The 17,998-nt window shown below is 64.6% G+C and carries 17 protein-coding genes; 7 read left to right on the top strand and 10 right to left on the bottom strand.

Annotated features, from left to right (window positions below; genetic code table 11):
* Positions 1–26 precede the first annotated feature (26 nt).
* Genes ABIG06_RS05495 through ABIG06_RS05480 form a run of 4 tightly spaced genes read right to left on the bottom strand, consistent with a single transcriptional unit; the run spans position 27 to position 3,072 of the window.
* Positions 27–827 carry a heme ABC transporter ATP-binding protein gene (locus tag ABIG06_RS05495; protein ID WP_370134866.1) on the bottom strand — a complete coding sequence of 267 codons (801 nt, stop codon included), beginning with the start codon at positions 825–827 and terminating at the stop codon, positions 27–29.
* Entirely contained in the window at positions 824–1,909 is a 1,086-nt protein-coding gene (locus ABIG06_RS05490; RefSeq protein ID WP_370134864.1) for a FecCD family ABC transporter permease, read from the bottom strand. The genes ABIG06_RS05495 and ABIG06_RS05490 overlap by 4 nt, the downstream gene beginning before the upstream one ends.
* The gene (locus tag ABIG06_RS05485; RefSeq protein WP_370134863.1) at positions 1,906–2,859 is read right to left on the bottom strand and encodes a heme/hemin ABC transporter substrate-binding protein; all 954 of its coding nucleotides are present in this window, start codon (positions 2,857–2,859) and stop codon (positions 1,906–1,908) included. Before ABIG06_RS05485 ends, ABIG06_RS05490 begins: the two co-directional genes overlap by 4 nt.
* Positions 2,860–2,865: 6 nt before the next feature.
* A complete protein-coding gene (locus ABIG06_RS05480; RefSeq protein WP_245454620.1) occupies positions 2,866–3,072 on the bottom strand; it encodes a hemin uptake protein HemP in 207 nt (68 codons plus the stop codon).
* A gap of 261 nt (positions 3,073–3,333) precedes the next feature.
* On the opposite strand from ABIG06_RS05480, the gene ABIG06_RS05475 reads away from it, so the two are divergent.
* The 6 genes from ABIG06_RS05475 (at position 3,334) to ABIG06_RS05450 (ending at position 8,733) form a co-directional block, all read left to right on the top strand.
* Positions 3,334–5,682 (top strand): TonB-dependent hemoglobin/transferrin/lactoferrin family receptor, encoded by a 2,349-nt coding sequence (locus ABIG06_RS05475; protein ID WP_370134860.1) that lies wholly within the window; start codon positions 3,334–3,336, stop codon positions 5,680–5,682.
* A 98-nt stretch (positions 5,683–5,780) separates the two neighbouring features.
* Positions 5,781–6,116 carry an antibiotic biosynthesis monooxygenase family protein gene (locus ABIG06_RS05470; protein WP_370134858.1) on the top strand — a complete coding sequence of 112 codons (336 nt, stop codon included), beginning with the start codon at positions 5,781–5,783 and terminating at the stop codon, positions 6,114–6,116.
* A gap of 23 nt (positions 6,117–6,139) precedes the next feature.
* Positions 6,140–6,655, top strand: a complete 516-nt coding sequence (gene hutX / locus ABIG06_RS05465; RefSeq protein WP_370134855.1) for a heme utilization cystosolic carrier protein HutX — start codon at positions 6,140–6,142, stop codon at positions 6,653–6,655.
* Positions 6,656–6,682: 27 nt separating this feature from the next.
* Entirely contained in the window at positions 6,683–7,459 is a 777-nt protein-coding gene (gene exbB / locus ABIG06_RS05460) for a tonB-system energizer ExbB (protein WP_370134852.1), read from the top strand.
* A gap of 3 nt (positions 7,460–7,462) precedes the next feature.
* Positions 7,463–7,903 carry a TonB system transport protein ExbD gene (exbD, locus tag ABIG06_RS05455; protein ID WP_370134849.1) on the top strand — a complete coding sequence of 147 codons (441 nt, stop codon included), beginning with the start codon at positions 7,463–7,465 and terminating at the stop codon, positions 7,901–7,903.
* Positions 7,903–8,733 carry a TonB family protein gene (locus ABIG06_RS05450; RefSeq protein WP_370134846.1) on the top strand — a complete coding sequence of 277 codons (831 nt, stop codon included), beginning with the start codon at positions 7,903–7,905 and terminating at the stop codon, positions 8,731–8,733. The genes exbD and ABIG06_RS05450 overlap by 1 nt, the downstream gene beginning before the upstream one ends.
* Positions 8,734–8,982: 249 nt before the next feature.
* Here ABIG06_RS05450 and ABIG06_RS05445 read toward each other — a convergent pair whose 3' ends face one another.
* The 6 genes from ABIG06_RS05445 to ABIG06_RS05420 form a co-directional block, all read right to left on the bottom strand.
* Positions 8,983–10,338 (bottom strand): esterase-like activity of phytase family protein, encoded by a 1,356-nt coding sequence (locus ABIG06_RS05445; protein WP_370134844.1) that lies wholly within the window; start codon positions 10,336–10,338, stop codon positions 8,983–8,985.
* A gap of 92 nt (positions 10,339–10,430) precedes the next feature.
* Positions 10,431–11,402 carry an MBL fold metallo-hydrolase gene (locus ABIG06_RS05440; protein WP_124162881.1) on the bottom strand — a complete coding sequence of 324 codons (972 nt, stop codon included), beginning with the start codon at positions 11,400–11,402 and terminating at the stop codon, positions 10,431–10,433.
* A gap of 124 nt (positions 11,403–11,526) precedes the next feature.
* Positions 11,527–12,426, bottom strand: a complete 900-nt coding sequence (locus tag ABIG06_RS05435; RefSeq protein WP_370134841.1) for a carbohydrate ABC transporter permease — start codon at positions 12,424–12,426, stop codon at positions 11,527–11,529.
* Complete coding sequence (locus tag ABIG06_RS05430; protein WP_370134838.1) at positions 12,419–13,375, bottom strand: carbohydrate ABC transporter permease; 957 nt, start codon at positions 13,373–13,375, stop codon at positions 12,419–12,421. The genes ABIG06_RS05435 and ABIG06_RS05430 overlap by 8 nt, the downstream gene beginning before the upstream one ends.
* 175 nt (positions 13,376–13,550) lie before the next feature.
* Positions 13,551–14,894, bottom strand: coding sequence for an ABC transporter substrate-binding protein (locus tag ABIG06_RS05425; protein ID WP_370134835.1), 1,344 nt, complete (start codon positions 14,892–14,894; stop codon positions 13,551–13,553).
* 84 nt (positions 14,895–14,978) lie between these two features.
* The gene (locus tag ABIG06_RS05420) at positions 14,979–16,022 is read right to left on the bottom strand and encodes a C-terminal binding protein (protein WP_370134832.1); all 1,044 of its coding nucleotides are present in this window, start codon (positions 16,020–16,022) and stop codon (positions 14,979–14,981) included.
* Between the two features lie 250 nt (positions 16,023–16,272).
* Between ABIG06_RS05420 and ABIG06_RS05415 the strand changes: the two genes are divergently transcribed.
* Positions 16,273–17,958 (top strand): methyl-accepting chemotaxis protein, encoded by a 1,686-nt coding sequence (locus tag ABIG06_RS05415; protein ID WP_370134829.1) that lies wholly within the window; start codon positions 16,273–16,275, stop codon positions 17,956–17,958.
* Positions 17,959–17,998: the final 40 nt, after the last annotated feature.

Raw genomic sequence — 17,998 nt, 5'->3', positions numbered from 1 at the left:
CACCGTCTTTGCAGAAACGGGATTGGCTAGACACCAGTCTCAACCGCCCGCATCGACTGCGGCAGCACATACGGCACGCCATCGGTCTGATGGACGACAGCGTCGATCTCGAAAATATCGCGGATGATCTCGCGTGTGACGATCTCCGCGCGCGGGCCGTCGGCGACGAGCCCGCCGCCATTCAGCACGATCAGCCGGTCGGCGAAGCGGATCGCGAGATTGAGATCGTGCAGGATCGCGATCACGGCGGTGCCGCAGCCGGCGCGGCGGCGCGCGGCTTCGACGAGGTCGATCTGGTGACGCAGATCGAGGCTCGAGGTCGGCTCGTCCAGCAGCAAAAGTCCGGGGCCGTGCTCGGCCTCGCCGCAGGCGAGCTGCACCAGCACGCGGGCGAAATGGACGCGCTGCTGTTCGCCGCCGGATAACGTCGGCAATTGCCGTTCGCGGAAATGTGCGAGGCCGACCTCGTCCAGCGCCGCATCGACGAGCGGCGCGGCATCGCGAAGGCTGCACTCGCCTGCTCCCATCAGAACGACCTCCTCGACCGTGAACGGGAAGGTGACGTTGATGTGTTGAGAGAGCATCGCGCGGCGCGCGGCGAGCTCGCGCGGCGTGAAGCTGCGGATGTCGCGCTGCTTGAGCCGCACCTCGCCGGCGCTCGGGCGGAGATCGCCGGAGAGCAGCCGCAGCAGCGTCGATTTGCCGGCGCCGTTCGGGCCGATGATGGCGACCATCTCGCCGGCCGCAACCGTCAGGCCGACGCCATCGACCAGCGTCGCGCGGCCGACGCGCTTGCTTAACGCTCGTGCCTCGAGCACCGCGGTCATAGCGCGGCGAGCCCGCGCTGCCGCAGCAGGATGAAGAGAAAGACGGGTGCGCCGACGGCCGCCGTCAGGATGCCGATCGGCATCTCCGCCGGCGCGACGATGGTGCGCGCCAGCGTGTCGGCGCCGACCATCAGGATGGCGCCTGATAGCACCGAGGCCGGCAGCAGCAGGCGATGCGCCGGGCCGATCACGAGACGGAGCAGATGCGGCACGACGATTCCGACGAAGCCGATGACGCCGCTGATCGACACCGCGACGCCGGTCATGGCGGAGACCATGACGATCGAGATCCGCTTCAGGCGTTCGACGTCGACCCCGCCGTGGAAAGCGTCGGCCTCGCCGAGCACCAGCAGATCGAGGCCGCGCGCGATCAAGGCGCAGGCGGCCAGCCCAATGACGAGGACCGGCGCGAGCAGGGCGCCCTTGGTCCAGGTCGCGCCGCTCATCGAGCCGAGCATCCAGAACGTGATGTCGCGCAGCTGGCGGTCGTCGGCGATGAACACGAGCAGGCCGATGCCGGCATTGGCGATGGCGGTGATGGCGACGCCGGCGAGCAGGAAGATCGCGATCGAGGTCCGCCCCGAGCGACTCGAGATGCCGTAGAGAATCGCGGTGGTCGCCAGCGATCCCGCGAAGGCGGCGAGCGGCAGCAGCTCGGTCTGGAGAAAGCGCAGCGCCTCGCCGAAGTGCGAATCCGTGAAGACGATCGCGCTTGCGGCCGCGAGCGCGCCGCCGCTGGAGACCCCGACCAGGGCGGGATCGGCGAGCGGGTTGCGAAACAGCCCCTGCATGATCGCGCCGGCCGCGGCAAGCAGGCCGCCGACCATCGCGGCCGCCGCGATGCGGGGAATGCGGATCGACCACAGCACGAGCTGGTCGCGAGCCGTCATGGCAGTGCTTTCGTTGGCAAAGCCCAGCGCCGCAGGCAGCCGGGAGAGAGGGATGCCGGCGGCGCCGACGGTCAGCGCGACGATCGCCGTCACCGCGAGCACCGCGATCAGGACAGGAATCGCGAAGGATGCGGACCGCCGTCTGGCGCTTTGTCGCGGGCTCCGTGCTTCGATCCCGACCGCCACGCTCATTGCCGGCAGTTCGCCGCCGACAGCGCCGAGGTGAACGCGCCGCCCTGGTCGGCCAACGCCGGGTAGAGCCTGACGGAGAGATCGCGGGCCGCCGCCGCCGTCCGCGGCCCGAAGCCGAGCAGATAGAGCCCGTCCATGGTGATGAAGCTCTTGTTGGCCGCGACCGGCGTCAGAGCAAAGCCGGGATGAGCATAGATCGCGTCGGCCTGGAGCGACTCCTTGCCGCGCTCGATCGACAGCACGAATTCGGGCTTGGCCGCCACGATCGCCTCGTCGGCGATGATCTTGTAGCCGTCGTAATCGTTCACCGCATTGGTCGCGCCCGCGAGCTGGATGATCTCGTCGGCAGCGGTCTTGTGGCCGGCCACCATCGCCCGCCCGTTCTGGAGCGACATCGCGAACATCACGCGTACCGGCTTCGTCACCCTGGCGCGCAGTGCGCGCAGTTGCGCAAGATCGGCACCGACAGCGGCGCTCAGACATTCGGCACGCGCATCGACACCCATGGCGTGGCCGACCAGTCTTATCTTCTCGATCAGTCCTTCCTCGGAGAAGGTCTCGGGCACCAGCACCAGCGGCACCTTCGCCGTTTCCAGGATGTCCATGGTCTCGCGCGGGCCCGAGCCCTGGATCGCCAGGATCAGGGTGGGGTTGAGGCCGAGCACGCCTTCGGCGGAGATCTGGCGCATGTAGCCGACATTGGGCTTGTCTTGCAGAGCCGCCGCCGGATAGAGGCTCGTGGTGTCGACGCCGACCAGTCGGCTCTCCAGCCCGAGCGCATAGAGGATTTCAGTGATGGCGCCGCCGATCGAGACCGTGCGCGCGAAGTCGGTGACGGCAACATCGCGGTTGCGCGCGTCATGCACGGTGATGCCGGCCGCGTGCGCGGCAGATGCGAGCGCGATTCCGCCGGAGAGCAGGAGATTGGCAAGGGTGCGACAAAATGCCATTGCAGGTTACTTCGTCAGGATCAGCTTGTTCTGCGAGGTCAGGCGCAGGCGATAGCTGTCCTCGCCGTGCGCGATGATGATCTCGCGCTCGGCCGCAAACAGCTCGCGACTGTCGATCCGGCTCCCCCGCATGGTGACGGTTCTCGTTGTCGCAGAAGCACTTCCCGCCGGCCCCGCCGTGACGCCGCTGCTGTCTCCGGATGTTGCTGACATTGTGTTGTGATGCGCTTTCGAACTTCAGATCTAGCTTGTCCTGTATAAGCGGCGCGAGGCGTATTCCAACGGCCCCAACTTACAATCGATATAAACTGCAGTCAGTTATCATTGACCGTCAGAGTGTTGCCCCGTAACCAATCATGGCAGCGGGGTGACGTCCCCGCGGTTTGAGAAGATCAGCCAGCCAGTCGTTCGCGTTGCGAACGCGCGCCAGCCAAGTAACTCCAAAACTAAAGCGAAGTGCAGGCTGGGGCTGATATGGCTGACGGGGCTAGGTATTCGCGCGCCCTGATTTTGGGCGCGTCGGTGGTTTCAATTGCAGCAGTGATGACGGAGGGCAGTCTCGCGCAGGCCGCATCGCCGCAAACTGAAAGTGCGGCGTCGGAGCGGCCGAAGCAGGCAAAGCGCAAGCCGGCCAAACCGCAGGCGGCGCAGCAGGCAACGCCCGATGTCATGAATGCACACGCGCAAGTCGGCGGTACTGCACCCGTGCAGACGCTCGATACCATCACGGTCGCCGCGACCAAGACTCCGGAACGGGCGATCGATGCCCTCGCGCCCGTCAGCTCGATTTCGCTGGACAAGATCCAGGGACTCCAGCCGAACCGGCTGTCGGACATCTTCTACGCCATTCCCGGCGTATCGTTTCAGGAGCGCGGCGACGATCCCGCGACCGTCATCAACATTCGCGGCTTGCAGGATTTCGGGCGCGTCGCGGTCGTCGTCGATGGCGCGCGGCAGAACTATCAGCGTACCGGGCACAACGCCAACGGCTCCTTCTTCCTCGATCCCGAGTTGATCGGCGGGGTCGATGTCTTGCGCGGACCTACCGCCAACATCTACGGCTCCGGCGCGATCGGCGGTCTGGTCTCGTTCCGCACCAAGGACATCAACGACGTGCTGCGCCCCGGCGAGCGCTGGGGCGTCGATCTCTCGGGCTCCTACGGCTCCAACAACAATCGCGGCCTCGGTTCGGTGTTCGGCGGCGTGCGCGCCACGCCCGACGTCGATGTCTTCGGCGGCGCGGTCTACCGCACCCAAGGCAATTACAAGGACGGCAACGGCACCGAGATCGGCAACACCGGCAACCAGGTCGAGGCCGGGTTGATGAAGCTCACGGTGCGGCCGGCTCTCGGTCACGAGGTCAAGTTCGGCGCCGTCTTCCAAGACTATCAATACGATATCGGCCAGTTCAACCGCGGTCCGGTGGCGACGGCGGCCCAGCGCGCGCTTTATCAGGGCTCGTCGGTGTACGCTTCCGATGCGAAGAATTACACCGGCACCATCACCTGGAACTATTCGCTGCCGAGCGACAATCTGTTCGACTGGCACATGTCGATCTACGGCAATCGCGTCGACAACGACCAGACCAAGACCTATCACTATTCCACGTCCGGCGCCGCCTATTGCGGGACGGGCAATTTCGGCAACAACATTTCGGGTTGTGTCGGCGACAAGCGCGGCTATGTCCTCGATACCTACGGCATCGACGTCAACAACACCACGCGATTCAACGTGGGCGACTGGCGCAACGCCGTCACCTGGGGCATCGACGCCTTCCAGGACGATGTGATCACGACCGACAGCCGCGGCAATTCAAACATCACGACGCCGAGCGGCATCCGCACCGTGTCGGGTGGTTTCCTTCAGCTGAAGCAGAACTACGGCACCTGGTTCGAGGCGGTGAGCGCGATCCGCTATGACCGCTACGACCTCGATTCGGGGCGGACCAGCGCCGGCGGCGACCGCTTCTCGCCGAAGATCACCCTCGGTTTCACGCCTGTGCCAGGCTTCCAGCCCTATGTCAGCTACGCCGAAGGCTATCGCGCGCCCTCGATCACCGAGACGGTGATTTCCGGCGCACATGCGACTGGTGGCGGACCGGCCTTCTTTCCCTGTCCAGACGGTACCGTCGGGCTGTTCTGCTTCCTGCCCAACCCGAATCTTCGTCCCGAGGTCGGCAAGAACAAGGAAGTCGGCATCAACCTGAAGTACGACAACATCTTCAGCGCCAACGACTCGTTCCGCGGCAAGATCAATCTCTTCCGCAACGATGTCAGCGACTACATCGACCTCGTTGCTTCCACGCCGGTGCCGACCGGGTTCGGCTCGTTCAGCCAGTACTACCAGTATCAGAACATCGCCAACGCTCGCATCCAGGGCTTCGAGGCTGAGACGATGTACGATGCCGGCGACTGGTTTATCGGCGTCGCCGGGCATTACATCCAGGGCAAGAACGTCGCCACCAATATCGGGCTCGCAACCATCACCCCACGTAAGGTCGTCACGACCGGCGGTGTCCGCCTGCTCGATCGCACGCTGATCCTGTCGGCTCAGTGGGCCTCGTTCGGTCCCAACAACGACGTCCCCGCGGGCTATCTGCCGGCGACCGGCTACGAATTGGTCAACCTGTACCTGACCTACAACGCTACCAAGGACATCGTGTTCACGGCGTCGATCGACAATCTCTTGAACCAGTACTATCGGCCTTACGCCGTTCCCGGCAGCTCGACCGACGGCACGTCGCAGAACGACGTGCTGTGGTCGAGCCGGGGCCCGGGCAGGGTCTACAAGGCCGGCATGAAGATCCACTTCGGAGGTGCGTAAGCCGACCGGCGTCGCCGCAACACAACAACCTCCCGGGCCGCGCTGATGCTCCAGCGCGGCTTCGGCGCGCTTTCACTTTGATCAGAAGGAGAGACCAAATGTTCATCGCAATGAATCGTTTCCAGGTGAAGCCCGGCTCGGAAGCCGCGTTCGAGACCGTCTGGCGCACCCGGGAGTCCTATCTCGGCAGCATGGCGGGGTTCGTCGAATTCCATCTGCTCAGGGGGCCGGTCGCCGAGGACCACACGCTGTACTCCTCGCATACCGTGTGGGTCGACAAGGCGGCTTTCGAGGCCTGGACGCGTTCTGAGGAATTCCGCCGTGCTCATGCGCGCGCCGACAACAAGACCGGCGACAGCCTCTATCTCGGCCACCCCAAGTTCGAGGGCTTCGAGGTCATCATGACCGAGGGCAAGACGAGCGCGGCCGCCTGAGACGGCGAGCCAGGGAGTCGGACATGCTGAGCACGGATCTCGCCGATCTCAGGGCGCATATGGCGGACAATCCCGGCGCGGTGATCGAGGATCTTGCGCGCGAGCGCAGCGTCACTCCGCGTGCGGTGATCGAGGCGCTGCCACCGCCCATGGTGCGCATGGGGAGCGGCGAGCATTTTGCCGCCGCCATGAAGGACATCGCAGAATGGGGCGAGGTCACCCTGATCGTCCACACCGATGATGCGATCTTCGAGTTCACCGGGACCGTTCCCGCGGGCGAGATCGGCCGCGGCTATTTCAACCTGACGCAGCCAAAGGGCCTGCATGGCCATCTCCGCCACGAGCGCTGCGCAGGCATCGCCTTCGTCGAGCGGCCCTTCATGGGTAAGTCCTCGGCCTTCGTTGCGTTCGTCAACGCCGACGGCGGCATCATGTTCAAGGTCTTCGTCGGCCGGGACGAGACCCGGGCGCTACGCGGAGACCAATTGGCGCGGTTTCGGCAACTTACGGACCGGATCGCGGCCGCCCCAGAGGCGTAGCTCGTTTCAATCGGACGGGAGATCGGGATGCAGCGCAATTCCAGGCTTCGGCATGCAATCCTAGCCATCGCGTTGGCGCTCGCGCCGGCACCGGCCTTCGCGATCGACGAGGCCCTGCTGCCGCGCAATCTGTCGCCCTGGGGCATGTTCCTCAGTGCCGACATCATCGTGAAGACGGTGATGGTCGGGCTCGCCATCGCGTCGCTGGTGACGTGGACGGTGTGGCTCGCCAAGACTATCGAGCTGCGCCGCAAGGGCTCACTCGCCGGGCAGCGGACGCGCGCCCTCGAGGGCAACATGACGCTGGCCGAGGCATCGGCGCGGACCGGCGACGCGCGCGACGCAGTCGCGCAGCTGATCCAGTCCTGCGCCAGGGAGGCCGAGCTCTCCGGCGGCACCCTCGACGACGGCCTGCAGGAGCGCGTCGCGTTGCGGCTGGAGCGGGTCGAGGCGGCGATGTCCAGGCAGATTGCGCGCGGCACCGGTGTGCTCGCGACCATCGGCGCCATCGCGCCGTTCGTCGGCCTGTTCGGCACCGTCTGGGGCATCATGAATTCCTTCATCGGCATCTCCGAGAGCCACACCACCAGCCTCGCGGTGGTCGCGCCCGGCATTGCGGAAGCGTTGCTCGCGACCGCGCTCGGGCTCGTCGCCGCGATTCCGGCCGTCGTGATCTACAATCACCTCGTCCGCGGCATCGCCAATTACCGCGCTTTGCTCGGCGACGCCTCGGCGCAGCTGATGCTGCTGGTGAGCCGCCAGCGCGACCACGGCCATTTCCGTCTGGCACGGGCGGCGGAGTAGACCATGGCCGCGAAGCTCGGCGCATCGAAGCTCGGCTCGCGTAGCGACGCCAGCGATCTCGACGTCACTCACGAGATCAACGTCACGCCGTTCATCGACGTGATGCTGGTGCTGCTGATCATCTTCATGGTGGCGGCCCCGCTTGCCACGGTCGACATCGGCGTCGATCTGCCCGCGACGGCGGCCGAGCCGGCACCGCGACCCGACAAGCCAGTGTTCGTCACCGTCAAGCCGGATCTTTCGATCGCGGTGGGTGAGGAACTCGTGGGCCGCGAGGCGCTCGGCAGCTCGCTTGCCGCCGCCACCAAGGGCCGCAAGGACGAGCGCATCTATCTGCGCGCCGACAAGGCCGTCTCCTATGGCGACTTGATGGAGGTGATGAACACCTTGCGCAATGCCGGCTATCTCAAGGTCGCTCTGGTCGGCCTCGACGGACGCAGCTGATGGCCGCGAACGCGTTTGCCCTGCACGAGCCGCTCTGCGAACGCGACGGCGCGCGCTGGGGTGTCTCGGCGGCCGTGATCGTGGTGTTGCATGTGGCTGCCGCGCTGCTTGCGACGAGCTGGCTCAGGTCGCAGCCCGAACAGGGCGTCAGCCTGCCGGCGATCTTGATCGACATGGCCCCGGTGACTTCGGCGCCGCAGCCGACGCAGGACGACGCCGCCCCAGGACCGGTGATGCAAGAGGCCGACGCCTCGCCGCCGGAACCCGTACAGCAGCAGGCGGTCGACGACACCGTCGCGCCGACGCCGCCGCAGGAGAAGCCGGACGTCGTCGCCCCACCGGAGCAGAAGCTGGAGCCGACGCCGGCCAAGCCCGAGCCGGCGAAGATGGTGCCGGTCGAAAGGCCCGCCCCAGTGAAGCCGAAGGCGGTTCGCCGCGAGGCGAAGAGGCCGTCGGAAGCGACGCCCGCCCCCCGCACCAGCGCGCCGCCGCGCGCCGAGCGCGATGCGCCGATGGCATCTGCCATGAATGCGGGTGCGATGGCCTCCGTGATTGCATCCTACAATCAACGCGTCCGCGCGCATCTGATGCGCTTCCACCAATATCCGTCAGGTGGGGGCGACCAGCGCGGCGTCGCGAGGCTGAGCTTCACCCTCAGCCGCAGCGGGCAAGTCACGTCCAGCCGCCTCGGCGGCTCGTCAGGCGTCGCCGTCTTCGACGCCCAGGCCATGGCGATGATCCGCCAAGCCTCGCCGTTCCCGCCGATCCCAGACGAGATCAAGAACGGTTCGATGAGCTTTTCGATCCCGGTGGAGTTCACGGTGAGGTGAGGATGCTCGCTCACACCCATCGACGGTCTGACGTGCAAAGGGTGCGAGGGGTTGGCTTCGCGCGACCTCATTGAGCGTGAGGGACTGAAGTTCTATCCTCGTCATTGCGAGCGCAGCGAAGCAATCCAGACTGTCTCCGTCGAAAAGATTCTGGATTGCTTCGCTGCGCTCGCAATGACGGAGGATGAGGCCGCTGTCATTTCCAACCCTCTCCCCGCAAGCGGGGAGAGGGAGAGGAGAGAACTCGTCCTACTTCGCCTTCAGGAAATCCGCGACCTCGAGCAGTACGAACTCGTTGTCGTCGGCCTTGTTGGGGTCGCGGCTGGAGGAGAACGGCAGGTTGTTGTCGTTGCCGACGATGATGTGGGTCTCGTCGACGCGATCGACGTTCTCGATGGTGAAGAACGGGAAGGTGTAGACGCCGTCGTTGAGCGGCTTCTTCGCCTTCTTGTCGGGATCCCTGATCTTCATCAGGTCGATATAGCCGATCTTGCGCACGGGCTTGCCGACATTGGCGTCGGTCAGCTCGATCTTGTAGACGCGCTTGAACTTGGCGAGGTCAGGGAAGCAGCTCTCGCCGCGGGTGCCTTGCGGGCAGGCCTTGTCCGCCGTGCCTTCGCCGTTGTCGCGCTCGATGACGAGGCCGGAGGCCTGATCGATCGTGTTGAAGTCGCCGATGGCGTTGCCGTTCTGCTCGAACACATACTGCCAGTAGCGGCCGGTGAACTTCTCCGCGGCGACGTCGAATTCGAGGATGCGGGCGGCTTCCTTGCCGTCGACCTTCTCCCAGTCCTTCTTCTCGGCATCCCACAGCGGTCCTTCGAGCAGGCCGTAGAGGAACTTGCCGTCTTTGGACGCGGCGAAGCCCTCATAGCCCTTGGAGCGGCGGAGATTGACATTGGTGTAGGTCGCGCCCGGCGCACCGGGCGTCGCGACGGCCCAATTGTCCGGCGAACGCACCGGCTTGCCGTCGGCAACCGTGTCGAACACGCCGAGGATCTTGCCCGACTTGTCGGCCTTCAGGATATAGGGGCCGAACTCGTCGCCGATCCAGAAAGAGTCCCCGACGATCTGGAAGCCTTCGGTGTCGAAATCGGAGCCGGTGAGATAGCGCTTCCGGGTATCCTCATGCACGATGCGGAAGGGCACCTTCTTGTCGGGATCGTGCAGGAAGATGGTTTCCTGTCGCTCGATCTTGCCGCTCGCCCAATCCATCTTGTAGCGGTTCAGGTACAGCATCGAGTCCGGCGAGTTGGCGCGCGCACCCATGCCATTGTCAGTGATGACCCAGAAGCTGCCGTCGGGCATGGTCTTGATGCCCGAATGCCCCTGGAGCGGCTGGCCCTTGAACGGCAGCGACACGCCCGTCGGTCGCTCGTAGGACTTGCCCATGACGGTGCCAAGCGCGTCGACCCGCTTGCCGGTGGTGTATTTGCCTGCGGTCTTGAGATCGGCGGGTGCGTCAGCCGGCACATCGATGAACGAGCTGGCTGGCATCACCACGTGGCCGGCGAGCTTGGCCGGGAATTCGCCTTCGCTCTGCGCCAGCGCAGAACTGGCGGTGAGAATGATCATTGCGACGGTGCTGAGAAAAGTCGCGCGCATGTGCGTCTCCTGTTGGCGGACGCAACGCTTATGGGGACGGTGCATTGCAGTTTTGTGAAGCCGGGCCAAACGCCGCAGCCGCCCGCGGCGCGTCACACGCCTTCGTAGACCAGCCTGGTGAAATAGCCGGGATCTACGACGAACTGCCCCCATTTCGCGTCGAACGCTGCGGTCGGCTTGGCGGCAACAGCCTCGTCCCGGGTCTTGCCCTGCTTCTTGAGGTTGCCGACATTGTCGCGGATGGCAACCAGCATGTCGCGGAATTCCTGGAGTTCGGCTTTATTGCTGACGGGCTTGCCGTGACCAGGAATGATGATGGTATCGCTCTTGGTCGCGGCGAGATTGGCGTCAGATGCCGAGATCATGCCATCGATGCTGCCGCCAGTGGAATAGTCGATGAAGGGATAGATGCCGTTCCAGTAGGTATCGCCCGCATGCAGGATATTGGCCTCCGCCAACCAGACGGAAATGTCGCTATCGGTGTGTGCGGGTCCGTAGTGCTTTAGCAAGATCGATGCGCCGTTGAGCTTCAGCTTGTGCTCCTTGGCGAAGACCTCGGCCGGTAGGGCACCGGCGGGAGCGGGGAGGAAATTGTAGTCCCAGTCCTCGACCCGCTGAATGCCGGAAAGATGCTTGCGCGTGTTCTCGTGGGCTACGATCTTCGCGCCCGCCGCATGCAGCCACTCATTGCCGTCGGCATGGTCGAAGTGCCAGTGCGTGTTGATCAGATGCGTGACCGGCTCGCCACCGAGTTCGGCCAGCGCCTTGCTGAGCTGCGGCCGCGACACGCCGATTCCGGCATCGACAAGCACCTTGCCGTCTGGCCCGGTCAGGACGGCGATGTTGCCTCCGGACCCCTCGAGCACGCTGACGTCGTTGCGCAGCTTGTAAGTCGTGATAGGCGCTGCTGCAGCGCTGTCCTTGATCAAGCTGACGATGCCTCGGGCCTCGGCATAGGCCTGACGCGGCGTGAGCCAACCCGCGGTGGTCGCGAACGTTGCGCCACCGACGCAACACAAGCAGAAGCCGCGTCGGGATAACGAATTGAGTTTTGGCGATGCCATGCAATGCTCGCTTTCGCGCGATCATCGACGGCGCCAGCGATCGACGTCGTCTTCTGCGTGGCAGGTGGGACCGAAAGCGTGAAGCGGTCTATCACGATCGCACGATCGCTTGCGAAACCGCTGTCTACTCCTTCACCGCACCGGTCAGCGAGGACACGTAGTAATCCACGAACAGCGAGTAGAAGATCGCGACCGGCAGCGAGCCGAGCAGCGATCCCGCCATCAGTGCGCCCCACTGGTAGACGTCGCCGGTGACGAGCTCGGTCAGGATCGCGACCGGCACGGTCTTGTTGGCGCCGCTCTGGATGAAGGCGAGCGCGTAGATGAACTCGTTCCAGGACAGCGTGAAGGAGAAGATGCCGGCCGAGATCAGCCCGGGCACCGCGAGCGGCAGCGTGATCCGCCGCAGGATCTGCAACCGTGTGGCACCGTCGACCAGCGCGCATTCCTCGAGCTCGTAGGGGATCGACTTGAAATAGCCGATCAGGAGCCAGGTGCAGAACGGCACCAGGAAGGTCGGGTAGACCAGGATCAGGGCAAGCGGTGAGTCGAACAGGCCGAACTGCACCACGACGGTGGCAAGCGGAATGAACAGGATCGACGGCGGCACCAGATAGGCGAGATAGATGCCGAGGCCGACATAAGGACTGCCGCGGAAGCGCAGCCGTTCGATGGCATAGGCGGCCAGCGTGCTCGCGATCAGCGACAGCGTGGTCGAGCCGATCGCCACCAGCATCGTCGTCCACAGCCAGTGCGGATAGGCGGTGTTGAACAGCAGGTGCTTGATGTGCGCCAATGTCGGCGAGGAGATCCAGAACGGATTGTGCTCCTTGTAGTTCATCAGCTCCGCGTTCGGCTTGAACGACGTGATCGCCATCCAGTAGAACGGGAACAGCAGGATGAGCACGAAGCAGCCGAGCGGCAGGTAGATCATCATCAGCCGCCGCAGCCCGGAATCCCAGGCCATGGTATCGGGCGCCGCCTTCGCGTCGGCGACGGCCGGTTGGGCGACACTATCAGTCATTGCTTTCTCCCTGCTGCCATTTGCGGCGGGCCAAACCGAAATAGGAGAACAGCGTCGCGAACACCAGGAACGGGATCATCGACACCGCGATCGCCGCACCTTCGCCGAGCTCTCCGCCGGCGATGCCGCGCTGGAAGGCAAGCGTTGCCAGCAGGTGGGTCGAGTTGCCGGGCCCACCGCGTGTGATGGCGTAGACGAGCTGGAAGTCGGTGAAGGTGAAGATGATCGAGAAGGTCATGACGATGGCGAGGATCGGCATCATCATCGGGAAGGTGATGTAGCGGAAGCGCTGCCAGGCGCTGGCGCCGTCGAGCATCGCCGCCTCGTACAGCGAGGGCGAGATGGTCTGCAGGCCCGCGAGCAGCGAGATCGCGACGAACGGAATGCCGCGCCAGATATTGGCGGCGATCAACGAGAAGCGGGCCGGCCAGGGCGAACCGAGGAAGTCGACATTGCTGTCGCGCCAATGCAGCACGTCGACCAGCAGGTAGGAGATGATCGAGAATTGCGGATCGTAGATCCACCAGAAAGCGAGCGCCGAGAGCACGGTCGGCACGATCCAGGGCAGCAGGATGATCGCACGCAGCACGCTCTTGAACGGAAAATGGTTGTTGAGCAGCAGCGCGAGCCAGAAGCCGAGGGCGAACTTCCCGAAGGTCGCGACGGCCGTGTAGAGGACGCTGTAGAACACCGCGTTCCACCACAGGGAGTCGGTGAGCAGGTACTGGAAGTTCTCCAGGCCGACGTAGATGCCACGCCGGCCGATCGTGGTGTCGGTGAAAGCGAGCCAGATGCCGAGCCCGAGCGGATAGGTCAGGAACACCGAGAGCAGCCCGATCGCGGGCGCGAGACACATCACGATCAGGAATGGCTTATAGTCGAACAACCGCACCAGCCAGTTCGGCTGCCGGGCCGCGACGCTGTGCGTTGAAAGAGTGGTTACGGACATCGGACCTTTGTCTTTTCAGGGCTTCAAGGTCATTCCGGGGCGATGCGCAGCATCGAACCCGGAATCTCGAGATTTCCCGGTGCGCAATTGCGCACCCGAAGTCTGGTGCTTGCGCACCATCCCGGAATAACGGTTTGTCAATGCTCGGCGCAATGACGTCCGTCGTGCTTGCTTCTCACCGGTTCTGCCGCCGGAAGTACCGCTTGCAGCGCTGCTCGGCTTCGGCGGCGGCGGCCTCTGGCGTGGCCGTGCCGGTCGCGACGGACGAGAACATCTGGATCAGCACGTAGTCGGCGCTGACGGCACCCGTCGCCGTCGAGATCGGGCCCTTGTAGCCGTCGTAATAGGTGCTGTTCATCGTGTCCTTGAACAGCTTCACCTTGGGATCCTGCGACCACACGGCGGCCTCGGCATAGGCGGCCAGCGGCTGGGACCAGTAGCCGGAGTTGGCGTTGAGCCACGGCTCGTACTGGTCCTTTTCCAGCATATATTGCAGGAAGGCCTTTGCCGCGTTGGGATACTGGCTGTGCTTGAACAGCATGGCGTTCAGCGTCAGGCCCGCCATGGGCGAGATCTTCGCAAGGCCCTTGGGCAGCAGCTGATGCTCGCTGTCTTCTGCGATCGCCTTGGTCGCAGGGTCGTTCTTTAGCGAGAAGTACAGCGATACGCCGTTCGCAGTCAGCGAGATTTCCTGCGAAGAGTAGGCGCGGTTATTGCTGACGTCATTCCAGGACGGCGTGCCGGCGATGAAGGTTGGGTACAGCTGCTTCACCCAGTTCAGCGCCGCGATGGTCTCCTTGCTGTTGATGACGACGTTGCCCTCTTCGTCGAGCAGGGATCCGTTGTGCGACCACAGCGCCCAGTTGGCGAAGCCGTTGCCGTCGCCCTTGGCGTTGCCGAGCGCGAAGCCGGCCGGCTTGCCGGCCTTGTGCAGCTTCTGGCACAGGTCGACGATTCCGGCATGGTCTTCCGGCACCTTGTCGAAGCCGACCGATTGCAGGATGGATTTGCGGTAGATGAGAGGCCCCGCGGTGGCGCCGAACGGTAGTCCGATCCAGGCGTCGCTCTTGTTTTTCTTGCCATAGCGCTGCGCCAGCGGCAGCCAGCCGCCATATTTCTTGCCAACATAATCGGCGACGTCGGTCAGCTCGATCAGCTTGTCGATGTAGATGTGCGGCGCATCGGAGAAGCCGATGATGATGTCGGGGCCGGCGCCGGAATTGGCAGTCACCGCGGTCTGCTGGTTGATGTCTTCCCAGCCGACGAAGTCGACCTTGACCTCGACCCCGGTCTCCTTGGTGAATTTTGCAGCATTGGCGCGGAACACGTCCTCATCCGCCTGGACGAAGCGCACGGGGCGCAGCATGCGCAGGGACGCGCCCTTCTCGATCTCGCGCTTGGGTGCCGGAACATCGGCAGCCTTGATTTTGGATGTTTGCGCTGCAGCACCGGTAGCAGCAAGGGTTGCAGCGGACAGGCCCAGCGCCAAGGCATCACGACGTGTGATGTCGTTCCTCATCAGTACCTCCCTATGATGTTCCCTTCCCGGCGTTGATCGCCGGTGAAGGGCCGTTTCGGTCGTCGGCGCTTCTACGCCGGCCGCCTAGCTGTTTGGGCCGCGGTCCATGCTGACGGGCTGCCAGCGGCGGAGCGCGGTGTTCTGCAGCACCGACGGATTGACGCAGCTTACCGGCCACATGCCCTGGAGCACCAGTGACAATTCGTAGCCCACGCGGCGCTTGCGCGCCTCGTCGAACCGTGCCGAGGCCGAGGCGACATGGGCTGTCAGGGTCACGTTCTCCATGCCGAGCAGCGGATTGTTGTGCGAGGGCGGTTCCTTCTCCAGCACGTCGAGGGCGGCGTGCGCGATCCAACCCTCTTGCAATGCCTTGATCAGGCTCTCCTCGTCCACGGTGGCGCCGCGCCCGGTGTTGATGAAGATCGAACCCTTCTTCATCTGCCGAAAATGCTTCTCGGTCAGCATGTGATGTACCTCGGGCCTCGCCGGGGCGTGCATCGACACGAAGTCGGATTGCGACAGCACCTCGTTCAGCGTCGCCGGGATCACGCCGTGGTCGTACATCAGCGTTTCCTGGATGAAGGGATCGTAGGCCATCATGCGCAGGCCGAACGGCGCCGCGCGCTTCGCAACCGCACGCGCGACGCGGCCGAACGAGATGAAGCCGAGCGTCTGGCCCATCAGCCTCGGGATCTTGAGCAGCGCCGGCCGGCCCTCGGCCCAGCGGCCGTCTCGTGCCATCCGGTCCTGCTCGACCAGGCGGCGGAAGCCGGCGAGCAGCAGCATCATGGCGTGGTCGGCGACCTCCTCGATGAAGGTGTCGGGGATGTTGGTGACCGGAATGCCGCGGGCGGTGGCGGCCTTGACGTCGACACTGTCGACGCCGACCGAGCCCAGCGTGATGACCTTGCAGCGCTCCAGCGCGTCGATGATCGGTTGGGTGATCGGGATGCCCTTGGCGTAGATGGCGTCGGCGTTTTTCGCGGCGGCGATGAACCCGGCCTCGTCGGCGGGCGCCTCGACGATCTCGGCATCGATCGGATCGAGCGCCTCGCGCTCGTAGGAATAATCGCTGCCCGCGACGGTGAAGCTCGCACCCTTCGGCGTCACCACCCTGTATTTCGGCATGTCATGCTCCCGATTTGGTTTCTTGTTGTGACCCGCCTTCGTGGCGGGCCTTTGCGTCTTTTACGCGAAATCGGGGCGGGTGCGTACAATTCCCGGTTGTCGTGAGCCAGGTATATTTCCGTTTTTCCGTGCGCGGTCCGGGCTTCTACGGAGGGACGTAAGTAACTTGCTAAGGGCTGCCCCCCTAAAAATTGATTCGATTTTGATCGATCTGTCGCGTGCCCGTATCCTTTTTTGCCGGAGCCATCCCGTGAAGTTGAGCAATCTGAAGATCGCCCCCAAGCTCGGCATCCTTGTCGGTGTCACCTTGTTGGGGCTGTGCATCTCCGGGGTCCTTGCCGGTTATCTGATGAAGCGCGAGATGGTGAATGCGCGCATCGACCAGGCCAAGGCGATCGTTGAGCTGGCGCGCAACTATGCCGCCGCGCTGAAGAAGCGCGTCGATGCCGGCGAGCTGACCAAGGACGCGGCGATGGCCGAGCTTCGCCGCTACGGCAACGCGATGACCTACGACAACGGCGCCGGTTATCTGTTCGGTACGTCCTACGACGGCATCACGCAGCTCGCGCCCGATCCCAAGCAGATCGGCGCTAACCGCATGGATGTCGTGACCAACGGCCGCAAGCTATCCGTCGAACTGATGGACGGCGTCAAGGCGAACGGGTCGATCCTGCTGTACTACGAATACGTAAAGCCTGGTCAGCCGACGCCCATCCGCAAGATCGGTTACGCCGTCGCAGTCCCCGGCTTCGACATGTATCTCGGCACCGGCGCCTATCTCGACGACATCGATGCCAAGATGGGCCCGGTCTACTGGATGCTCAGCCTTGCCATGCTTGGCATCGTCATCGTCGCCGGCAGTGTCGCCTGGCTGATCGGCCGCAGCATCAGCGCTCCGCTCGCCCTGCTCGGCACTCGGATGCGGGAGCTGGCCGACGGCAAGCTCGAAGGTGACATCCCCGGCGTCGGTCGCGGCGATGAGGTCGGCTCGATGGCTTCCACCGTGCAGACCTTCAAGGACAATGCGGTTCGCATCCGCGAGATCGAGCGAGCCGAGGCCGATGCCAAGGATCGTGCCGCGGCGGAACGTCGTAGCGCGATGGAAGAGATCGCCAACGACTTCGAACGCAGCGTCAACGGTATCGTCCGCTCGGTCTCCTCGGCCGCGGCCGGAATGCAGACGACCGCGCAGTCGATGACTGCAACCGCCAGCGACGCCTCGTCGCGTGCGGCGACGGTCGGCGCTGCCTCGCAAAAGGCCTCCGGCAATGTCGGCACGGTCGCGGCGGCCGCCGAAGAGCTGTCGAGCTCGGTTGCGGAAATCTCCCGCCAGGTCACGCGCTCGACCGAGGTGGCGAGCCGCGCCGTCAACGACGCCGAGCGTACCAACGCCACCGTTCAGGTGCTCTCCTCGGGCGCCGAGAAGATCGGCGAGGTCGTCAAGCTGATCCACTCGATTGCGGCGCAGACCAACCTGCTCGCGCTCAATGCCACCATCGAGGCGGCCCGCGCCGGCGAGTCCGGCCGCGGCTTCGCCGTGGTCGCCTCCGAGGTCAAGGCGCTCGCCAACCAGACCGCGAAGGCGACCGAGGAGATCTCGGCGCAGGTCGCGGCGATGCAGACCTCGACCAGCGACGCGGTCGCCGCCATCTCCGGCATCACCCAGACGATCGCCGAGATGAGCGAGATCACCGCGGGCATTTCCACATCGATCGAGCAGCAGGGCGAGGCGACCCGCGAGATCGCCCGCAACATCCAATCGGTCGCCGCCGGCTCGAGCGAAATCAACGCCCATATCGGCAGCGTCACCTCGGCCGCGGAAGCGACCGGCAGCGCGGCCACCGACGTGCTCTCCAACGCCCGCGAGTTGGACAACCAGTCCGGCGCGCTGCGCTCCGCCGTCGATGGCTTCCTCGCCAAGGTGCGGGCGGCGTAAATTCTTGCGCTGAACTCGTACGGTGGGCAAAGACGCGAAG

It is taken from the genome of Bradyrhizobium sp. USDA 326 (assembly GCF_049739485.1).
Classification (GTDB): Bacteria; Pseudomonadota; Alphaproteobacteria; order Rhizobiales; family Xanthobacteraceae; genus Bradyrhizobium.
The sequence above is the reverse complement of the archived record's forward strand: the minus strand, read 5'-3'. Positions and strand labels throughout refer to the sequence as shown.